Source organism: Streptomyces sp. NPDC048349 (genome assembly GCF_040651925.1).
Lineage (GTDB): Bacteria > Actinomycetota > Actinomycetes > Streptomycetales > Streptomycetaceae > Streptomyces.
In genome coordinates this window covers 130,746-148,244 of record NZ_JBEZLA010000009.1, presented here as the reverse complement: position 1 = coordinate 148,244, position 17,499 = coordinate 130,746, and the positions used below count along the sequence as shown (strand labels likewise).

14 protein-coding genes are annotated in these 17,499 nt (G+C 74.5%); 6 read left to right on the top strand and 8 right to left on the bottom strand.

What is annotated here, in order from left to right; translation table 11 throughout:
• Positions 1-67 precede the first annotated feature (67 nt).
• Together AB0D44_RS08130 and AB0D44_RS08125 are read right to left on the bottom strand one after the other, a co-directional pair.
• Entirely contained in the window at positions 68-4,993 is a 4,926-nt protein-coding gene (locus tag AB0D44_RS08130; RefSeq protein WP_362586207.1) for a DNA-binding protein, read from the bottom strand.
• 53 nt (positions 4,994-5,046) lie between these two features.
• Positions 5,047-5,913 (bottom strand): DUF4132 domain-containing protein, encoded by an 867-nt coding sequence (locus AB0D44_RS08125; protein WP_362586163.1) that lies wholly within the window; start codon positions 5,911-5,913, stop codon positions 5,047-5,049.
• 197 nt (positions 5,914-6,110) lie between these two features.
• Here AB0D44_RS08125 and AB0D44_RS08120 point away from each other — a divergent pair, with 197 nt between their 5' ends.
• Positions 6,111-6,848 carry an HNH endonuclease family protein gene (locus tag AB0D44_RS08120; protein ID WP_362586160.1) on the top strand — a complete coding sequence of 246 codons (738 nt, stop codon included), beginning with the start codon at positions 6,111-6,113 and terminating at the stop codon, positions 6,846-6,848.
• Complete coding sequence (locus AB0D44_RS08115; protein WP_362586157.1) at positions 6,845-7,126, top strand: hypothetical protein; 282 nt, start codon at positions 6,845-6,847, stop codon at positions 7,124-7,126. Before AB0D44_RS08120 ends, AB0D44_RS08115 begins: the two co-directional genes overlap by 4 nt.
• A 43-nt stretch (positions 7,127-7,169) precedes the next feature.
• Here AB0D44_RS08115 and AB0D44_RS08110 read toward each other — a convergent pair whose 3' ends face one another.
• The gene (locus AB0D44_RS08110) at positions 7,170-7,703 is read right to left on the bottom strand and encodes a GNAT family N-acetyltransferase (protein WP_362586155.1); all 534 of its coding nucleotides are present in this window, start codon (positions 7,701-7,703) and stop codon (positions 7,170-7,172) included.
• A 158-nt stretch (positions 7,704-7,861) separates the two neighbouring features.
• Here AB0D44_RS08110 and AB0D44_RS08105 point away from each other — a divergent pair, with 158 nt between their 5' ends.
• Positions 7,862-9,127 (top strand): sulfite oxidase, encoded by a 1,266-nt coding sequence (locus AB0D44_RS08105; protein ID WP_362586152.1) that lies wholly within the window; start codon positions 7,862-7,864, stop codon positions 9,125-9,127.
• An 8-nt stretch (positions 9,128-9,135) separates the two neighbouring features.
• Here AB0D44_RS08105 and AB0D44_RS08100 read toward each other — a convergent pair whose 3' ends face one another.
• Together AB0D44_RS08100 and AB0D44_RS08095 are read right to left on the bottom strand one after the other, a co-directional pair.
• Positions 9,136-10,335: an alpha/beta hydrolase gene (locus tag AB0D44_RS08100; protein WP_362586150.1), complete on the bottom strand. Its 1,200-nt coding sequence runs from the start codon at positions 10,333-10,335 to the stop codon at positions 9,136-9,138.
• 81 nt (positions 10,336-10,416) lie between these two features.
• Entirely contained in the window at positions 10,417-11,403 is a 987-nt protein-coding gene (locus AB0D44_RS08095) for a 2-oxoglutarate and iron-dependent oxygenase domain-containing protein (RefSeq protein WP_362586148.1), read from the bottom strand.
• A gap of 221 nt (positions 11,404-11,624) precedes the next feature.
• On the opposite strand from AB0D44_RS08095, the gene AB0D44_RS08090 reads away from it, so the two are divergent.
• On the top strand, positions 11,625-12,416 hold the full coding sequence (locus tag AB0D44_RS08090; protein WP_362586204.1) for a VOC family protein: 792 nt from the start codon (positions 11,625-11,627) through the stop codon (positions 12,414-12,416).
• Positions 12,417-12,518: 102 nt separating this feature from the next.
• Here the strand turns inward: AB0D44_RS08090 and AB0D44_RS08085 are convergent, their stop codons facing one another.
• Positions 12,519-13,361, bottom strand: a complete 843-nt coding sequence (locus tag AB0D44_RS08085) for a class II glutamine amidotransferase (RefSeq protein ID WP_362586201.1) — start codon at positions 13,359-13,361, stop codon at positions 12,519-12,521.
• A 168-nt stretch (positions 13,362-13,529) separates the two neighbouring features.
• On the opposite strand from AB0D44_RS08085, the gene AB0D44_RS08080 reads away from it, so the two are divergent.
• Positions 13,530-13,718, top strand: coding sequence for a DUF6381 family protein (locus tag AB0D44_RS08080; RefSeq protein WP_362586145.1), 189 nt, complete (start codon positions 13,530-13,532; stop codon positions 13,716-13,718).
• A gap of 87 nt (positions 13,719-13,805) precedes the next feature.
• On the opposite strand, the gene AB0D44_RS08075 is transcribed toward AB0D44_RS08080, so the two are convergent.
• Positions 13,806-14,945, bottom strand: a complete 1,140-nt coding sequence (locus tag AB0D44_RS08075) for an agmatine deiminase family protein (protein WP_362586142.1) — start codon at positions 14,943-14,945, stop codon at positions 13,806-13,808.
• Between the two features lie 104 nt (positions 14,946-15,049).
• Positions 15,050-16,630 carry an APC family permease gene (locus AB0D44_RS08070; protein WP_362586139.1) on the bottom strand — a complete coding sequence of 527 codons (1,581 nt, stop codon included), beginning with the start codon at positions 16,628-16,630 and terminating at the stop codon, positions 15,050-15,052.
• A 167-nt stretch (positions 16,631-16,797) separates the two neighbouring features.
• On the opposite strand from AB0D44_RS08070, the gene AB0D44_RS08065 reads away from it, so the two are divergent.
• Positions 16,798-17,454: a TetR/AcrR family transcriptional regulator C-terminal domain-containing protein gene (locus AB0D44_RS08065; RefSeq protein ID WP_362586136.1), complete on the top strand. Its 657-nt coding sequence runs from the start codon at positions 16,798-16,800 to the stop codon at positions 17,452-17,454.
• Positions 17,455-17,499 lie beyond the last annotated feature (45 nt).

Genomic DNA, 17,499 nt, shown 5'->3' with positions numbered 1-17,499 from the left:
CCGGGGCCGGTGGCCGTACCGGGGCCGGTGCCGGGGGGACCGGCCCCGGATCCCGGCCGGGCCGGCGTCAGGGGCGGCGGGTGCGGCCGCGGGTGCGCTTCACCTTGAGCTCCTCGAAGCGCGGTGCGTCGCCCTCGCGGACCCGCTGCCAGGCCCGGCGGTAGAGGTCCGCGGCCGGTTCGGCCGGGACCAGCGGCCCGCGCAGGGGGTGGCCGTACATCGGGAGCTTCCACTGCTCCACCGGCAGCACCGGGGAGGCCATCTCCACCCACCCGCCCGGCAGGAACAGGGTGCGCCCGGCCCGGCTCCGGCCGGCCGACACCACCAGGACGGTGGCGGCCAGTTCGGCGCGGGCGGCCTTGAGCCTGGCGGGCTTCCAGCCGGTCCAGCGCGCGGTGTTGCGGTCGGTGGGGTCGGGCATCGCGAGCAGCATGAGGTACAGGGCGGCCGCGTCGGCGCCGAGCCCGTGCTCCTCGGCGGCCTGCGACACCAGCTCGGGGACCGACCGGCACGGGTCCTGGGGCCACCAGGTGCCGTCCCGGTCGACGTCGCCGGCCGCCGGAGCGCCCGGGTCGGCGAGCAGGGCGGCGAAGCGCGGGTCATGGGTGGCGCGCAGGGCCGTCTCGACCGCGTTGGGCCGCTGGTCGTCCCCGCGCAGGACCGCCAGGTACGGGTCGGAGCCGGTGGAGTCCAGCAGCACCGGACGCAGCGCGGGCCGGGGCCGGTCGTCCGCGGTGGCCATGATGACCGCGCCGTAGCGTTCGAAGCCCTCGCCGGTCTCGGTCGGTGTGCCCGCGGCCTTCCGGAAGGTCGGCAGGTCGGCGTAGTTCCCGGTGTCGAGCAGCAGTTCCGGGGCGGCGAGCCGCTGCCGTACCGCCGTCAGCGCGGGCGGCAGCGCCGCTCGAAGGGGGTCACCCGCGGGCAGCCGGTGGGCCAGCCAGGCCATGGTGCCCATGGCGGTGGTCAGGACGGCCGAGGTGAACGGGCGGCCGGCCGGCTCGCGGGGCTCCGCGTGGTCGCCCTTCACCGTCCACGCCACGTCGACGGACAGCTCCGGGGAGGCGGCCGGGTCGAGGAGCGCGGACAGGGCGAGGGGCACGGCCCACCCGGTACGCAGGACCCGGGAGGCCTCGGTGAGCAGCCAGTCGGGCACCGGCGTGCGGCGGCCGACGCGCCGGTTCCACACCTCGGCGGCGGCGGCCGCGTCGGGGCCCTCGGTCCACAGGAGCGCCGGGTCGGCGGGCAGCAGCGCGGCGACGACGGCCCGCCGGACCGCGGCGTCGAGACCCTTGAGCTCGTCGCGTGCCTGGTCGGCGGCGGTGGCCTTGACACCGAGGAGGGTCCGCAGCTCGGGGGTGAGGAAGTTGCTCCAGGAGGTCTCGATGGAGGGCAGGCCGGCGACCATCAGCCGGGCCAGTGCCCCGGGGACCCCGGTGAGCCGGGCGAACTCCTCGGCGGCTTCGGGGAAGAAGGGCGCGGGGCCCCGGTCGGCGGCTTCGGCGAGGAAGCGGGTCAGCCAGTCGCGGCCGCGCTGCGGGTCGCCCACCTGCGCGTCGCCGCGCACGGTGTAGGGCCCGGGGACGGTGAAGCGGCCCGTGGGGTCGTGGAGCAGGGCGCCGAACTCGTGGCCGTCGGGGACGGATGCGCTGTGCTCGGTCGTGGCGAGGACGGCTCCGCCGCCGAGCGGGAGGACGGCGCGCCGGTGGAGGTTGCGTTCGCTCCCGTCGGGGGCGCGCAGGTGGCGCTGGTCGAGGCGGACCAGGACGCGGCGCCAGCGGTCCGCGGACCCCTCGGCGGATGCCAGGCCCAGCGCGTCGATCTCGCGCAGCAGGCTGATGACGGCGGCGCGCTCCTCCTCGCCGGTGGCGGCCGCGACGGCGCGGTAGGCGACGGCGGCGGGCTGGTCGAGGAGAGGTGTCCACAGCAGCCCGGAGTACGGCAGGGCGGGCACGTCGAAATGGAGCCTGCCGGGTACCTGGTCCGCCCCGGTGTCGGCGCTCGCGACGGCGAGTTCGCGCAGGAAGCGGTGGGCGACGTCGGTGTTCGCGCCCTGGACGTAGTAGCCGGTGCCCGTGAGTCCGCTCAGCGCCTGGTCGAGCAGCGCGTCGGTGGGGCCCACGGGGCCGGTCCCGGCGGCTTCGGCATCCGGGGTCAGCCGGGCGGCGACCTCGTCGAGGGCCTTCTGCTGCGCGAGGGTGAAGCGCAGCACCTCGATGATGCCGCCGATCAGCTCGGGGGCGGTGACCTGCGGCAGGGCCGCGCTCACCAGGTCGGGCAGGTCCTCCGCCTTCGCCGCCGCGGCGGCCGACTTCAGCAGCGCGGCAACGGTTTCCCGGTCGGCGGTGCGCAGCGCGGCCGAACCCTCGGGGTCGCGGGGGCGCAGGGCGTACCAGTGGGAGAGCGGCGGGAGGCTCACGCTGCCGGTGCCGTAGGTGACCCGGCGCTCGTCGTCGCGCGAGGTCGCGGTGATCACCCCGTCGGGGTCGCTGATGCCCAGCTCGTTGTAGCGGTGCGCGGACAGGGCGCGGGGGCGGTCGTCGCCGGGGAAGGCGAGTGCCGCGAGCGGCACGGGGCCGCCTTCGGGGACGGTGACGGTGCGGCCTCCGGCGTCGGTTCCCCGCCATCCCCGGCCGGGGACGCGGACGGCGCGCCAGCCGAGCAGGCCGTCGGCGGGGGCGCCGAGCACCGAGCCCGGCACGGTGGGCGCGGGCCGCAGCCAGCCGGAGCGTTCGCCGGCGTGGCCGCCGGGGGCCGGCTGCCCGGCCGGGGTGCCGGTCAGGAATCCGGGCAGGGAGTACCGGCCGAGGTCGCCGGTGGCGGGGTCGTACTCGCGCCAGCCCCGCTCGTGGGCCGTGTCGCGCGGCTGCCACACCCAGTACGAGGTGCCGTCGGACAGGATCTCCCGCTCGGCCGGCAGCTTGCTGTCGCCCCGGTGCAGCACGCCGCCGCCGGTGGCGCGGCCGCCGCCGGGGAGCGGCAGGCTGATGTGTTCGGAGCGCAGCTCCCAGTACGGGCGGTCGCCGTCCAGGGTGAGGACGGTGCCGGGCGAGGTGTGCCAGTAACCGCGCGTCTCGTTGGTGTTCCAGGAGTTCCAGAAGACCAGCAGTTCGCCGTCGACGTAGTGGAACCCGTAGCGGTACTGGTCGCCGGCGGGGACCCGCAGGTCGTGCGTGAGGACGGTGGAGTCGGCGTCGATGACCCGGACCTGGGTGGCGTTGGCGACGATCAGGTGGGGCCAGGCCTCGACCACGGTCAGGCGGCTCCGGTCCCGGGCGGGGGCCAGTTCGGTGACGGCGCTCTCCCAGGAGGGCCAGGCCAGTTCCTCGAAGAGTCCGCCGCGCAGGGTGCGGGCGAGGGTTTCGGCGAGGTCGGCGGCGGCCGCCTCGGCCACCTCCTCCGGGGCGAGCGCGAGGGCTTCGGCCGGCAGCCAGGTCAGGCGCTGGATGGCGTCGGGCACTGCGGGCAGGCCGGCCGCGGTGGAGGCGCGGGCGACACCGCGCACCCAGTCGGCCAGCACCGGGCGGCCGCCGGGCGAGGCGGCGACGCACCGGATGACGTCGTTGCCGCCCGCGTCGAGGTTGTTCAGCGCTCGGTGGAAGGCGGGGTGGAACCGCTGGTCGGCGGCGAGGGCGAGCAGGTCGCGGCGGTCGTCGGCGTGGGCCCAGTCCTCCAGGTTCAGCACGCCGTGGCGGTAGCTGCTGTGCTTGCCCTCGGCGTCGGGGTCGGCGACCGGGATGTCCAGGGTGAGCAGCAGGTCGAGGAAGTCGGCGTCCTCGAAGCCGACCCGCAGGCCGGTTTCGCGGCCCGGCCGGGCGAGTTCGGTGCGCAGCTGCCGCGCGCAGCGCTCGACGAGCCCGAGGAGTTGGGGGGGCGTGGGGCGCCGGCCCCAGCCGGTGTGGCGGGCGGTGTGGAAGCGCTCCAGCCAGCCGGCCGTGCCGTCGATGCAGCGCTGGTCGGCGGGGAGGTCCTCGGATTCCAGCCCGGCGGTGGCACCGGATTCCTGCAGGACCCCCAGCCACAGGGTGCTGAGTTCGATGCTGTCTCCGCCGGTGGGCGGGCTCATCCCGAGGAGGGTGCCGCGGACGGAGGGGACGCGGCGGGCGAGCGCGACGAGGGCGCCGCGGTGGGCCTTCCACCAGCCGATCGGGGCGCGCAGGGTGGCGGGCAGGGGCAGGAGTTCGGCCAGGTAGTCCTGCTCGGGTTCGGTTCCGGTCAGGCCCGCGGCACGCGCGAGGCGGCGCAGTTCGCCGGCGGCCTGTGCGGAGGGCGGCAGTCCGCCGGCGGTGCGGCGGACGCACAGGCGGCGGAAGCGCCGGTAGGCCTCGGCGGGGGTGACGCGGACGGCGAGGTCCTTGCCGTAGCCGGTGAGGACCTTCACCGGGAGGGCTCCGGCCAGGGCGAATTCGAGGAAGACGGCGTCGAGGCGGTCCTCGTCGACGTGCAGGCCGTGCTGGGCTTCGGCGGTGCGGGCCCGGCCGAACAGCTGGGCGGCGTAGGTGGTGTTCTCGACGGCGAGGAAGGTGCGGGCAGCCTGCTCGAGGAAGACGGGCAGGAAGTGCGGGACGGCGGCGGCGAGCCGGCCGGCCAGTTCGTTGCAGGCGTCGAGCGCGGCCTTGGGCTTCGTCTTGGCGAGGTGGGTGATGCGGTCGAGTTCGGGCACGACGGCGAGGGCGTGGTGGCCGTCCTCGGGGTGGTGCACGAGGACCCATTCGGGGAAGCCGAGGGACTGGCGGTGGCCGAGGCCGACGACGGGCGGATCGGTCTGCTCGGGTACGAGGCCCAGGAACCCGGCGGCGAGGTCCTCTGCGGCGCCCAGCTCGGCGGCGGCGAGCCGGACGACGACGCGGTCGTCGCCGAGAGCGGGGTGCCGGTAGGAGCGTGCGGTCAGGTCGACGGCGGTGGGGCCGGCGTCCGGGGTGCCGAGCGGCAGTACCGCGCCGGCCCTGAGCAGCAGTTCGGCCTCGTTCACGGACGCGCCGTCCTTTCCGGTCATGGTGGTGTTGCCGTTCCTGCTGCTGTTGCCGCTGTTGCTGCTGTCCGTGGTGTTCACGCGCCCCCGCCCTCCTCGATCTTGCGCCCGGCGTACAGTGCCGCGGCCATTCGCATCCCCTCGGACCAGGCCACCGGTCCGACCTCGGCCGGGCGCACGGCCCGGCCCTCCCCGTCGTGCCAGGTCAGTGCGCCGGTGGTGGTTTCCGCGTCGTAGTAGGGCTCGCCGATCCACACCGCCGCCTCCGCGGCCCGGCCGGTGTCGCGGACCTTGCAGGTCGCGTAGCCGCCGGAGACCCGGTAGCCGAGGCTCGTGGCCCGCGCGGCGAGGCTGAACCGGGTGGGGAAGAGCCCGCCCGCGTAGTCCTTCACCTCGGTGGCGGTGGCGGCGAGCCCGGCCGGCTTCTGCCAGGTGGCGCGGTGGATCTGCTCGACGCGCTGCACGATGCCCAGTTCGGCCGCGAAGTCCCGTACGTCGTCCAGGTCGGGCAGCAGCACGGGGTGCGGCAGGGTCACCGTGCGCGGGGAGAGCCGTACGGTCTCGCCGTCGAGGTTGACCACCTTCAGCTCACCGGACGCGGTGGCGTCCCGCAGGAAGCCGACCTCGTCCGGGTCGTCACCCACGACTGCCAGGTCGCGCAGGGCGCTCTGCCAGGCCTCGTCCGGCCAGACCCGGGCCAGCAGCGCGGTCGGCACGGGCAGCGAGGACACCATCCAGGTGTCGACCTGTGCGACGCACGCCGCCGCGTGCCGGTCGAGCCATTCGGCCAGGCGGCGCAGCCGGTCCACCTCGGGATGGTCCTTCAGCGCCCTGGGCAGCGTCTTCAACTGCCGCCCCGCGGACCGGCCCGTGACGGACCGCGCCGCCACCCGCCCTTCCACGAGGGCGATCTCGTACCCCTCGCCCGCTGCCACCCATGCCATCAGCCCGCGTCCCTCCGCCTGTTCCGGCCCCGTCCGCGCAGCCCGGACAGGGGGGCGACCCCCCTTGAGCTGCGGTATGCGGGGAGACTAGCGAGCGCCACTGACAACGGCCGCCGGAGGGTGGGTGGTCGGTTCTTTGTCCGGTTCTGGGTAGTGTTCCAAGGACGTTGACGCGGAGTCGGTTTGGGGTGGGGTCCATGGTTCGTCAGATACGCGTGGCCGGTGCGGTGCTGGCGGCTTCGCTGCTGCTGCCCCTGGCCGGCTGCTCGAACCCGGCCGCGCCGGGTGCGGACGGGGGCGCGGGCAACGGAGCGGACCCCAAGGCATCGGCCTCCCGGGCCGCACCACCCGGCCGGGACGGCAAGCCATCCGGCGGGGACGTACTGCCCGGCATGGTCACCGCGGCCGTCGCCCGCACGCAGTTGGCCGCGCTGGAAGTGGCTCCGGTCGGCACGATGGCCGGCTACAGCCGGGACAAGTTCACGCACTGGGCGCAGCAGGGCAGCAACTGCGACACCCGTGAGGTCGTCCTCGAGCGGGACGGCACCGACGTGAAGCGGGACGCCCAGTGCCGGGCCGTCTCCGGAGCCTGGAAGAGCCTCTACGACGGGGTGGCCGTCACGGACGCGGCGAAGATGGACATCGACCACATGGTGCCGCTCGCCGAGGGCTGGCGCTCCGGCGCCGCCGGCTGGGACGCCGCGAAGCGCAAGGCCTTCGCCAACGATCTGGCCCGGCCGCAGCTGCTCGCCGTGACCGCCGCCTCGAACCGCTCGAAGGGCGACCAGAGCCCCGACCTGTGGCAGCCGCCGGACAAGTCCAGCTGGTGCCAGTACGGGCGGGCCTGGACCACCGTCAAATCCGCCTACGGGCTGACCGTCACCGAACCGGAGAAGAAGATGCTCACGACCATGCTGGACACCTGCGCGTCATGACCGGCGGACAGCAGTGGCAGGACGGGGTCCTCGCCGGCCCGGGCGGCGCGATGACCGACGAGGTCGGCGTCATCACCGGCCCGCTGACCCTGCGCACCACGGCGGTGGCCGGGGGGCTGGCCCGCTTCGACATCCAGTACGAGGACGCCGACGAGTGGTACACGCTCACCGGCAGCCCCCTGCCGCACCACGGCGACCCGGCCGCCCTGCACGCGGCGGCCCTCGCCGCGGTCCGCGCGGGCCGTGCCGCCCGGGCGCCCGGCACGGCGCCGGACTGAACCCCGCCCCGCCCCGCCCCGTTCCGCGGGACGGGCCCGGGGCTCAGGCCTCGTACTCGGTCAGGTCGATGGCGTGGATGCGCAGGAGGTGGCCGTAGTCGGGGTGCTCGATGTCGCGCTCGGCAACCATGCCCAGCTTGCGGATCACGTTCTCGGACTCCTCGTTGCCGACCCGGTTCACGGCGACCACCTTGTCCAGGCCCCGGTCCTGGAGGGCGAACTCCAAGGTGGCGTGGGCTGCCTCCGAGGCGTAGCCCTGGCCCCAGAACGAGCGGCCGAGCCGCCAGCTGATCTCGACGGCCGGGAGCACCTCGGGCAGGTACTCGGGCACCGAGAGGCCGACGACGCCGATGAGCTCGCCGGATCCGAGGAGCTCGACGGCGAAGAGCCCGAAGCCCTCCTCGTCCCACTCCTCCTCCCAGCGCTCGATGTCCTCGGCGGTCTCCTCCAGGTCGCGGACCGAGCCGTCGCCGATCCAGCGCATCACCTCCGGGTCGCCGTTGATCTCGGAGAGGGGGACGAGGTCGTCGTCGGTCCAGCGGCGCAGGATGAGGCGGGGGGTCAGGATCTCGGTCATGGGGCCCATCCTGCCGAACACGGCGGGCCGGCGGTAATCGGGTCCCGGCCATTGCCGCCGTGTTGCGGGTTCGTGTCCGTCGGGGCGGGTAGCTTCCGGCGGCTCGCCGCGGGCCTCTACGGTCCGTGGGAACCGCGACCGCCGAGGAGTGACCCCGCATGCCGCTCGACCTGTCGGACGAGAGCCAGTACGACCGGGCCCGCCTGCGCCAGTGGGCGCGCGGCCGCGCCCGCTCCGCCGGAGTGGACCGCCGCGACCTGCTCCGGCTGTTCGCGGTGGGTGCCGCGGCCGGGGCGGTGGGCCTGGGCTCCGCGGGCGCTGCGGCCGCCGGCACGGGCCCGGCCGCGGTGCCCGGTACCATCAAGCCGCTGCCGCCCGAGCTGTTCACGATCCGGGGCACCAACGCGGAGACGAACTTCGCCGCCCTGCGCGGCACCGGGCCGCTCACCCCCGTCGACCGGTTCTTCGTACGGAACCACACCACCACCCCGCAGATCGGGACGGACGGCTGGAAGCTCACGGTCTGGGGCGGTGGCCTGGCGGGCGGGCCGGTGGGGTTCTCGTACGACCGGCTGCGCGCGCTGCCGGCGGTCCAGCGGACCCTGTTCATCGAATGTGCGGGCAACGGCCGGAGCTTTTACACCACCCAGCAGGGGCAGGCGGTCAGCGGCACCGCCTGGACCCTGGGCGCGATCGGCGTGGCGCGCTGGCGCGGCGTACGGCTGTCGGACGTGCTGCGGCTGGCGGGCGTGACGCGCGGCGCGGTCGACGTCCTGCCGCGCGGGCTGGACGACGAGGTGGTCACGGCCGGGGTGAACCTGGGCCGGGTGCGTCGCCCGATTCCGGTCTCGAAGGCGCTGGACGACGTCCTGCTCGCGTACGAGATGAACGGGCAGCCGCTGCCGCCCGACCACGGCGGCCCGGTCCGCCTCGTCGTTCCGGACTGGATCGGGATCTCCTCGATCAAGTGGGTCGGGGACATCGAGGTCAGCGACGCGCCGCTGTACTCGCCGTGGAACACCGACACCTACCGGCTGTTCGGACCCGCGTACGCGGCGGAGGGGGCACCGATGTCCCGGCAGACCCTCAAGAGCGCCTTCGAGCTCGAGCTGGGGGCGAGCGTGGCCGTGCACCGGACGCGGCTGCTGACCGGCCGTTCCTGGTCGGGCGCCGCCCCCGTGGAGCGGGTGGAGGTCAGCACCGACGGCGGTGTCCGCTGGCAGCGGGCCCGGCTGCACGACGCGCCGCGCCGCGGCAGCTGGGTGCGCTGGTCGCTGCCGTGGACCCCGCGGGCCAAGGGCGCCGTCGCGCTGCTGGCGCGGGCGACCGACGCCACCGGGCGCACGCAGCCCGCGACCAGTCCCCACAACACGCAGGGCTATCTGTTCGATGCGGTGGTGCGCCACCCGGTGACGGTGGTCTGAGGCGCGGCTCAGGGTGTGTGGAAGCGGGCCTCCGGCGTCTGCGGGGACGGACCGTCCAGGAGGGGCTGGGGCCTGCCCTTGAGGTGCTGGTCGAAGAAGGCGCCGACGTAGCTCCGGGTCAGCTCGACCGAGCGGGCGCCGGGCAGCGGGGCCTCGGGGTCGGGCAGGCCCAGCTGTTCGGCGATCGCCGGGAAGTCGCTGAAGGTGAAGTGGCCGGAGTCCGCGAAGGTGATCCAGCGCTTCCATCCGTCGAGCTTGGGCCAGTCGCGGTCCCAGCTCGGATTGCCCCCGGGGCCGCGGTTCTGGGCGCCGAGCAGCATGAAGGGGCGCCCGCCGAGCCCGTTGCCGGGGGCCGGCGTCGCGAGGCCGCCGTCCATGTTGACGCCGGCGCGGACCCTGGGGTCGGCCGCCATCGCGGCGAGCGCCGAGGCGCCGCCGATGGAGTGGCCCGCCATGGCGATGCGGCTCTGGTCGATGAGGCCGGCGTGGCACCAGGCGGGATGGCGGCCGGTGAGGCGGTCCAGGAGGAAGGACACGTCGCGGGCGCGGTTGTCGCTGACCGCCTGCATGGGCGTGCCCGCCTCGACCGTGTCGCAGGCCTTGCACTCCAGCACGCGCCCGCCGGGGAAGGCCGTGCCGACGCTCTCGTACGCGTGGTCGACCGCGGCGACGACGTACCCGCGGGAGGCGAGGTCCTCGGCGAGCGCGGTGAGGGTGGAGCGGTGGACGGTGAAGCCCGGGGAGAGGACGACCAGAGGGTAGCGTCCGGCGACGGGCCGGGCGTGCGAACGGGAGTGCCCGGCCGTACCGGCCAGGGTCTCGACGGGGATCGCCGCTTCCAGCCCCCGGTCGACGAGCAGCAGCCGGGCCTCCTCCGCCGTGAGGTACTGCACGGGACCGCCGGTGCCGCGCTGCGCCGGATAGCGCAGGGTGACCATGAGCTCGCGCGGCCCGGACCGCGCCCACGGGTCCGTGCGACTGCGGTCCACGAGGTGGAGCGTCTCCTGTCCGACGGAGAAACGACCGGTGGGGCGCGGGAGTTCCACCGTGGCGTGGCGGTTCTCGGCGGCGGACGGGGCTTCGGCGGCCGCGAAGGGGGCAGTGACCCCGGACGGAGCAGCGGCGGCGGCCGTGCCGGCGGCGGCGAGGGGAAGCGGCAGGAGCAGGGCGAGTAAGGCTGCGGCGGAAGCGGTTCGGCGTCGGTTCATGGCTCCGAAGCTACTGAGCCCGACCTGTCGAAACGTCATCTCACAGGAGGAGGAGCCCTCCCACCGGGGACGGGCTCCGGGTCACCCTGAAGTCGTACTGCCCTCGGTGACGCTGATGGCGCGGAGCTTCTCCCGCAAGTACACGTGGGAGTCGACCGGTTCGTGCGCCACGCGCCCCAGCGGCGCGGGCAGGGATTCCACGCGGGTGTGCGCATCGCATTCGTAGAAGTAGACGAGCGAGATCAGTTCCTCGGCGGGTGCGTCGGCGGGCGGCGGCAGCACGCGGTGGCGGCCGGCGCGCCAGCGGTCGCCGGTCCAACGGGCCATCAGGTCGCCGATGTTCACCGTGAGGGCGGCCGGATCGTACGGGGCGTCCTGCCAGCCCTCGGTGTCGGTGTGGATCTGTAGCCCGCCCGCGCCCTGCTGGCGGTCCAGGACGGTGACCGTGCCGAAGTCGGTGTGGGCCCCGATGCGGAACTGGCCGGGCAGTGGCGGTCCGACGACCTCGGCGCCCGGGTACCAGTTGACGTTGAACCCCCACGTGGGATGTGAGGTGTGGCGGGTGAAGTGGTCCTCGTGGAGCCCGAGGGCGGTGGCCAGCAGCCGCAGCAGTTCGTCGGACACGGCCCTCATCAGGCCCAGGTACTCGGTCACCAGGGGGCGCAGCGAGGGCACCTCAGCGGGCCACGCGTTGGGGCGGAACCACTCGGCGTCCACCGCGGGTACCCCGGTCGGGTCCTCCGCGGCCCAGGACCAGGACTCCTTCAAGTCGGGCGGCGATGCCTTCCCCTCGGCGTAGCTGTTGGCCTCGGCACCGGGGCCGAGCCAGCCGCGTCCGCCGACCGGGACCGCGTACCGCTCCTTGGCGGGAGCCGGCAGCAGGAAGAACTCGCGCGCGGCCGCCCTGATCCGGGCGGGCAGGCCGGGGTCCACGCCGTGCCCGGTGACCAGCAGGAATCCGGCGGCCCGCAGGGCCTCGTCGACGCGGGCCGCCGTACGCGCCCGGGCGTCGGCCCCGCCCGACCGCCACGGCTCGAGATCGATCACGGGGATCGGGGAACGCGCCATGGGAGACCTGCCTTCCGAGCCTGCGGGGTGCTGTCCGGACCAGAGGCTTCCGAGGCTATCGCCGCCCGGCGCTCACTGGTAGTGACGGCGTGCTGACGGCATCCCTCCCCGTCGGCCCGGACGGCCGGGAAGATCCTCCCGAAAGAGACCAGAATGGGACGGGTGGGGCCGGCCGGGTCGGCCGCGCCGGGGGCTCACGACGGACGGAGCGAGCGGTGGAGATGTCGACCAAGGAGGTCTTCGGAGCCCCCTGCTGGGTGAACCTGATGGCCCGCGACCTCGGCGCGGCGCAGCGTTTCTACGGTGCGGTGGCGGGGTGGACCTTCCGGCGGGCGCGTCTGGGCGAGGCGTTCTCGGTCGCCGAGCTGGACCGCGTGCCGGTGGCGGGCATCGGGGCGCTCGCCTCCGACCTGGGCGTCGCGGTCGCCTGGACCCCGTACTTCGCCGTCGAAGACGCCGATGCGGCGGTGGACCGCATCCGCGAGCGCAGCGGCACCATAGCGGTCGGGCCGGTCTCCTTCCCCACCGGCGGCCGCGCGGCGCTCGTCGCCGACCCCGACGGGGCCGTCTTCGGCATCTGGCAGGGCTCCGTGTCCGTCCACTGGCGGGTGGGCAAGGGCCGGGCTCCGGCCTGGCTGGAGCTGCGCACGCGCAACGCCTTCGACGCGGCGATCTTCTACGGCGGGGTACTGGAGTGGGCCAGTGGCCGCGCCGGCTGCTGCGAGGTCTCCTACGAGGAGGACCAGGTCGTCCTGCGGCAGGGCGGCGAGCCCGTCGCGCGGCTCAACAGCGGCCCGGTCGAGCCGGCTTCCTACGCCCCGCACACCCGGCCGCGCTGGCACGTCCACTTCCGCGTGCCCGCGCTCCGGCCGGCCATCGAGGCCGCCGTGGCCCTGGGCGGGCGCACCGTCTCGGACATCACGTCGAACGCCACCGAGCGGTGGGTGGCGCTGCGCGATCCGGACGGGGCGCTCTTCACGCTGACGACCGCGCCGACGGCGGAGCCCGCCTGACCCACGGGCCGGGGCCGGGTCCGCGGGCAGCGCCAGTCGGTGGCCGGGTCCGCGGGCCGGCGCCCGTCGGTGGGCGGGCCCGGGGCCGGGGCCCGGGGCTGCCTAGAGTTCGGGCACGAAGGGCAGGTAGTCCACGCCGGGAGTCGCAGGGATCACCGCGTAGCTGGCTTCGGGCAGTTCGTTCCACACCCCGGGCAGGTCGCCCAGCGGCTCGGAGACCACCAGCCGCGTCGCTTCGGACACCTCGGCGAGGAAGGGCAGCTCGGGGTGGAGGTGGCGGACGGTCTCGGCCGCGCTGCTGTAGAACAGCGACCTGGCCTTGCCCTGGCTCGAGTAACGGAAGGCCCACAGGCGCTCCCCGTCGCTCACCGCGACCGTCATCTGGAGCGGGTCGTTCACACCGTGCTCCTTGCCGAGCCGCTCCACCAGGCCGACCATCCGGGCCACGGCTCCGGGCGGGTCCTGGTCCAGGCCGTAGGTGACCGCCAGGTAGAACATCACCTCGGAGTCGGTGGAACCCTCGATGCACGGGAAGAGGGCCGGGTCCACCGCCATGCACAGGTCCCGCTGAAGCCGGTGGAAGTCGGCGATCGCCCCGTTGTGCATCCACAGCCAGCGGCCGTGCCGGAAGGGGTGGCAGTTGGTCTGCTGGATGGCGGATCCGGTGGAGGCGCGGACGTGGGCGAAGAACAGCGGCGAGCGGACGTGCCCGGCCAGCTCCCGCAGGTTGCGGTTGTTCCAGGCCGGTGCGATGTCCTTGAACACGGCGGGCGTGCCGTCACCGCTGCCGTCCGTGCTGTACCAGCCGATGCCGAACCCGTCACCGTTGGTCGACTCGACCCCCATCCGCGCGTGCAGGCTCTGGTTGATGAGCGAGTGCTCCGGACGGTAGAGGACCGCGTCGAGCAGGAGCGGTGAGCCCGAGTAGGCGAGCCAGCGACACATGTACACCATCCCCTTCTCGGCTTGCTCCGAGCCTAAGCCCCTCGGCGGGGCGCGGCGCGCCCGCACGTCCGGACGGGTCACGCTCGGTGACGGTTCGAGATGCGGGTGCACGGCGCGGCTGGTTCTCTGGATCCGCCCGCTCTCCCCCCACAGATCCAAGGAGCGATCATGAGTGTTTCAGGCGAGTCCCGCGGCCGGTCCCAGCAGATGCGCGCCAAGGCCCAGGAGCTGATGGACGCGGCGGACCGATCGCAGGACCCGGATGAGAAGCAGCGGCTGCGCGAGAAGGCCCGCCGCCTCCAGGATCAGAGCGAGCAGGAGGGCCGGATGGACGACCGGGGCATGGACCCCATGTAGGAGGGGTCCCAGCAGTCCCAGCCCTTCTCCTCACCCGGCCGGTGCCCGCCGCGATCCCCGTCGCGGCGGGCACCGGCCGGTGTGCTGTCAGGAGGAGCCCACCGGGACGTGCTGGGTGACGCAGTGGACCCCGCCGCCGCCCCAGGCCAGGACGCGCGCCGGGGCGGCGGCCACCTCACGGCCGGGGAAGAGGGCGGCGAACTGCGCGAGGGCGGCCGCGTCGGCGGGTTCGCCCGCGGTGGGTACGACGACGCTTCCGCCGGTCAGGTAGTAGTTCGTGTAGCTGAAGGTCTCCACGCTGCGCCCGCCGTGGCGGAACTGCGGCTGGTGGTGCATCTCCACCACCTGGAAGGGGCGCCCGCAGGCGTCGGTCGCGGCGTCCAGGACCGCCTTGTTGGCGGCCATCCGGGCGTGGTTGGGGTGGCCGGGGTCGGGCTGGGTGTGGAGCAGGAGCCGGGCCGGGCCCAGGTAGGCGGCGACGAGGTCGACGTGGCCGTTGGTGATGTCGTCGTGGTGGAGTCCGTACGGGAGCCAGACGACCTTGGCCGCTCCGTACGAGGCCAGCAGCGTGGCCTCGATCTGCGCCCGGGTCATGCCGGGGTTCCGGTTGGGGTGCAGCAGGCACTCCTCGGTGGTGATGAGGGTGCCCTGTCCGTCGGTGAGGACGGAGCCGCCTTCGAGGACCATGCCGACGGGGGTGCGGGGCAGGCCGAGGTGGGCGCACACCCCGACGGGCAGCAGGTCGTCCTTGTCGTAGGGGAACTTCTCGCCCCAGCCGTTGAAGGCGAAGTCGAGGCCCGTGCGGTGGGTCCGGTCCTGGTTCACGGCGAAGACCGGTCCGGTGTCCCGGGTCCAGCAGTCGTTGACCGGGTACTCGATCACCGTCACCGCGCTCCCGCACAGGTCGCGCGCCCGTTGCGCCGTTCCCGGCTCGGCGACCATGAGCACCGGTTCGAAGCGGGCGACGGCTCTGGCGATGCCGGCGATCTCGGCCTGGACCGCGGGGAGCTGTCCGCCCCAGCCGACGGTCCTGTCCCAGGGCCAGGCCATCACGCAGCCGGCGTGCGGCTCCCATTCGGCGGGGGCGCGGAGCGGGTCCGCCGTTGCCGTGCGCGTCGCCGCGGGAAGGGTGCGTGCGGCGGAGGCGGGGCCGCCGAGCAGGGGGATGGCGGCGGCCGAGAGGGCGGCGGCGCCGAAGCCGCGCCGCGCCATGCGTGGCAGGTGCATGTCAGTACTCCTTCTGTGGGAATCTGCCGGGCATCCGCGGGGTCCGCGGAAGTCGGTGTCGCGGGAGTCGGTGTCCGAGAGGGGCCGGGCGGCGGCCCGCGGGGTCAGCCGCGGTCGGCGGCGAGCGCGTCGTCCGCGCGCTCCGGCCCCTCGCCCCGGCCCTCGCCCTGGCTCTCGCCCCGGCCCTCGCCCTGACCCTCCCCGCGCGCCTGGGCGGCGCGCCGCAGCGTCCGCTGGGGCTTCTTGACGGTCAGGTAGACGAGCCCCGCCGTGATCACCACGCCGGTGCCCAGCAGGCCCGCCCAGACCTGGTACCAGGGGGCGCCGGGCGGCGCGAGGATGGCGCGCGGCCAGCACACGTTGACGACCTCGAAGGCGGTCCACAGCACGGCCAGCACGTTCAGGAAGGTGCCCTTGCGCCCCAGCCGGATGTGCCCGGAGGGGACCCAGCTGCCGCGCAGGCGCGCGATGAGCGCGGCCAGGGTGACCAGGAAGAACGGCAGGAAGGTGGCGGCGGTGCCGAAGGCGATCAGGCTGCCGATCGCCGTGGCGTTCAGTCCGAGCAGCAGGCCGGTGCAGCTGACCAGGGTCGAGGCGACCAGGCCGCCGATCGGGGCCTGGCGGCGGTTGACCCGGCGCACCTGGCGGGAGAAGGGGAACACCCCGTCGCGGGCCAGGGAGTACACGCCGCGCGCGGCCCCGCCCTGGGAGGCCATGGCGCAGGCGAGGAATCCGACGAGGACCACGGCCACGAAGGGCTTGTCGGACCACGAGCCGAACGCGGTGGCGACGGCGGTGGTCACCGGGTCGAGGTCCTCGCCCGCGACGACGGCACGCGGCGCGGGGTGGGCCAGGGCGACCGCCATGGCGTTGAGGATGACCACGAGCCCGACGCTGAGCAGGGCCCACCACATGGCGCGCGGAACCTGCCGGCCGGCGTCCTTGGTCTCCTCCGCGGTCGACACGCAGGCGTCGAAGCCGATGAAACCCCAGCCCGCGACGGCCAGGACGGCGAGGAAGGCCATCGCGGTCGATCCGCCGGACAGCTCTTCGGCGCCCAGCGTCTCGGTGAACAGCGCGAACCCGTGCTCACGGAAGAAGAGCAGCAGCGCGAAACCGACCAGGACCGAGGCGATGGCCTCGGCGGCGATGCCCAGGGACACGAACCAGCTCAGGATCCTGATCCCGTACGCGTTGACCAGCATGCACACGAGCAGGATCCCGGCGGCCACCGCGACCATGGACCCCGGGGTGGGGGTGGCGCCGACCAGGGCGAAGACCCAGGGGGCGGCCAGGTACGCGACGGTGGTGTTGCCGAACATCACGGCGAACTGCCACACCCAGCCGCTCATCCAGCCGAAGGAGGGGCCGAGCAGCCTCCGGCCCCACTGGTACGGGCCGCCGGCCAGCGGCCACTGCGAGGCCAGCTCGGAGTAGACGTTCACCACCAGGCACTGGCCCAGGAGCACGAGGGGCAGCGCCCAGACCCAGGCGGGCCCGGCGATCATCGTGCCGACCATGGACACGGCGTACAGGGCGACGACGGGCGAGACGACGGCGAAGCCCATCGCGATGTTCCCGAGGATGCCGAGACTGCGGCTCAGTTCCTGCGTGTAGCCCAGATCGGTCAGGCGGGCCGCGTCGGCGTCGCCCGCTTCGGGGCGTGCGGGGGCAAGGTCGGGCATGCGCACCTCTCAGAGGGGATGGCGCGCCGGGGGGCGCCCGGCGCGTCCCGAAGGCTAAATCTAACGTTGTTAGGTATCGGGAATGCGGGGACCTTAACCCGGCGCGAACCCCTTGGGAAGACCCTGCCAACGGGTAACCTGACGGCCGAGAACGAGGGGGATCACACGTGGGCCGACCGAACCAGCCGCTGCTCAGCCGCGGGAACATCGCCCGCGCGGCCCTCGAACTCCTCGACGAGGAGGGCCCCCAGGCCCTCAAGATGCGCACGCTCGCCGACCGCCTCGGAGTCAGGGGAGCGTCCCTCTACCACCACGTCGCGTCCAAGGAGGACGTCCTCGACGCGGTCACGGAACTGATCAACGAGGAGATCGACCTGGGCCCGCTCGAGGGGCCCGACTGGCGCGAGGGCATCGCCGCGTACGCGCGCGGCTACCGCCGGGTGTACCTGCGCCATCCGAACGCCATCGCCCCCGCCGCCCGCCGCAGGGTCGAGGCGGACCGCGCCCTGCGCGGCTACGACGCCCTGCTGGGCGCCCTCATCCGAGCCGGCTGCACCCCGGCGCGCGCGGCCGAGGCCGCCGCCGCGATCGACTACCTGGTCCTGGGCTCCGCCCTGGAAACCTTCACCGCGGGCTTCACCCGGGCGGCGGGCGACTACCGCCCCGCCTACCCGGCCCTCGCGGACTCCCTCGCCGGTGCGGCGGCCACCGGCTCCGGCCTGGCCGAGCTCGACGACCGCGGGTTCGAGCTGGGCCTGCGCCTCCTCCTGGACGGCCTCCGCGCACGCTCGGCCGACGGGCATGGAGCGGCCGACCCCGGGTAGCCGCGGGGCATGACGAGCGGCGAAGAGACACGCGGGGGCGTACGG

Coding starts and splice junctions, on each gene's coding strand:
- AB0D44_RS08100 (WP_362586150.1), bottom strand. CDS start 10,335: ATGAACCGACGCCGAACCGCTTCCGCCGCAGCCTTACTCGCCCTGCTC.
- AB0D44_RS08075 (WP_362586142.1), bottom strand. CDS start 14,945: ATGCACCTGCCACGCATGGCGCGGCGCGGCTTCGGCGCCGCCGCCCTC.
- AB0D44_RS08130 (WP_362586207.1), bottom strand. CDS start 4,993: ATGACCGGAAAGGACGGCGCGTCCGTGAACGAGGCCGAACTGCTGCTC.
- AB0D44_RS08110 (WP_362586155.1), bottom strand. CDS start 7,703: ATGACCGAGATCCTGACCCCCCGCCTCATCCTGCGCCGCTGGACCGAC.
- AB0D44_RS08115 (WP_362586157.1), top strand. CDS start 6,845: ATGACCGGCGGACAGCAGTGGCAGGACGGGGTCCTCGCCGGCCCGGGC.
- AB0D44_RS08095 (WP_362586148.1), bottom strand. CDS start 11,403: ATGGCGCGTTCCCCGATCCCCGTGATCGATCTCGAGCCGTGGCGGTCG.
- AB0D44_RS08105 (WP_362586152.1), top strand. CDS start 7,862: ATGCCGCTCGACCTGTCGGACGAGAGCCAGTACGACCGGGCCCGCCTG.
- AB0D44_RS08125 (WP_362586163.1), bottom strand. CDS start 5,913: ATGGCATGGGTGGCAGCGGGCGAGGGGTACGAGATCGCCCTCGTGGAA.
- AB0D44_RS08120 (WP_362586160.1), top strand. CDS start 6,111: ATGGTTCGTCAGATACGCGTGGCCGGTGCGGTGCTGGCGGCTTCGCTG.
- AB0D44_RS08080 (WP_362586145.1), top strand. CDS start 13,530: ATGAGTGTTTCAGGCGAGTCCCGCGGCCGGTCCCAGCAGATGCGCGCC.
- AB0D44_RS08085 (WP_362586201.1), bottom strand. CDS start 13,361: ATGTGTCGCTGGCTCGCCTACTCGGGCTCACCGCTCCTGCTCGACGCG.
- AB0D44_RS08090 (WP_362586204.1), top strand. CDS start 11,625: ATGTCGACCAAGGAGGTCTTCGGAGCCCCCTGCTGGGTGAACCTGATG.
- AB0D44_RS08070 (WP_362586139.1), bottom strand. CDS start 16,630: ATGCCCGACCTTGCCCCCGCACGCCCCGAAGCGGGCGACGCCGACGCG.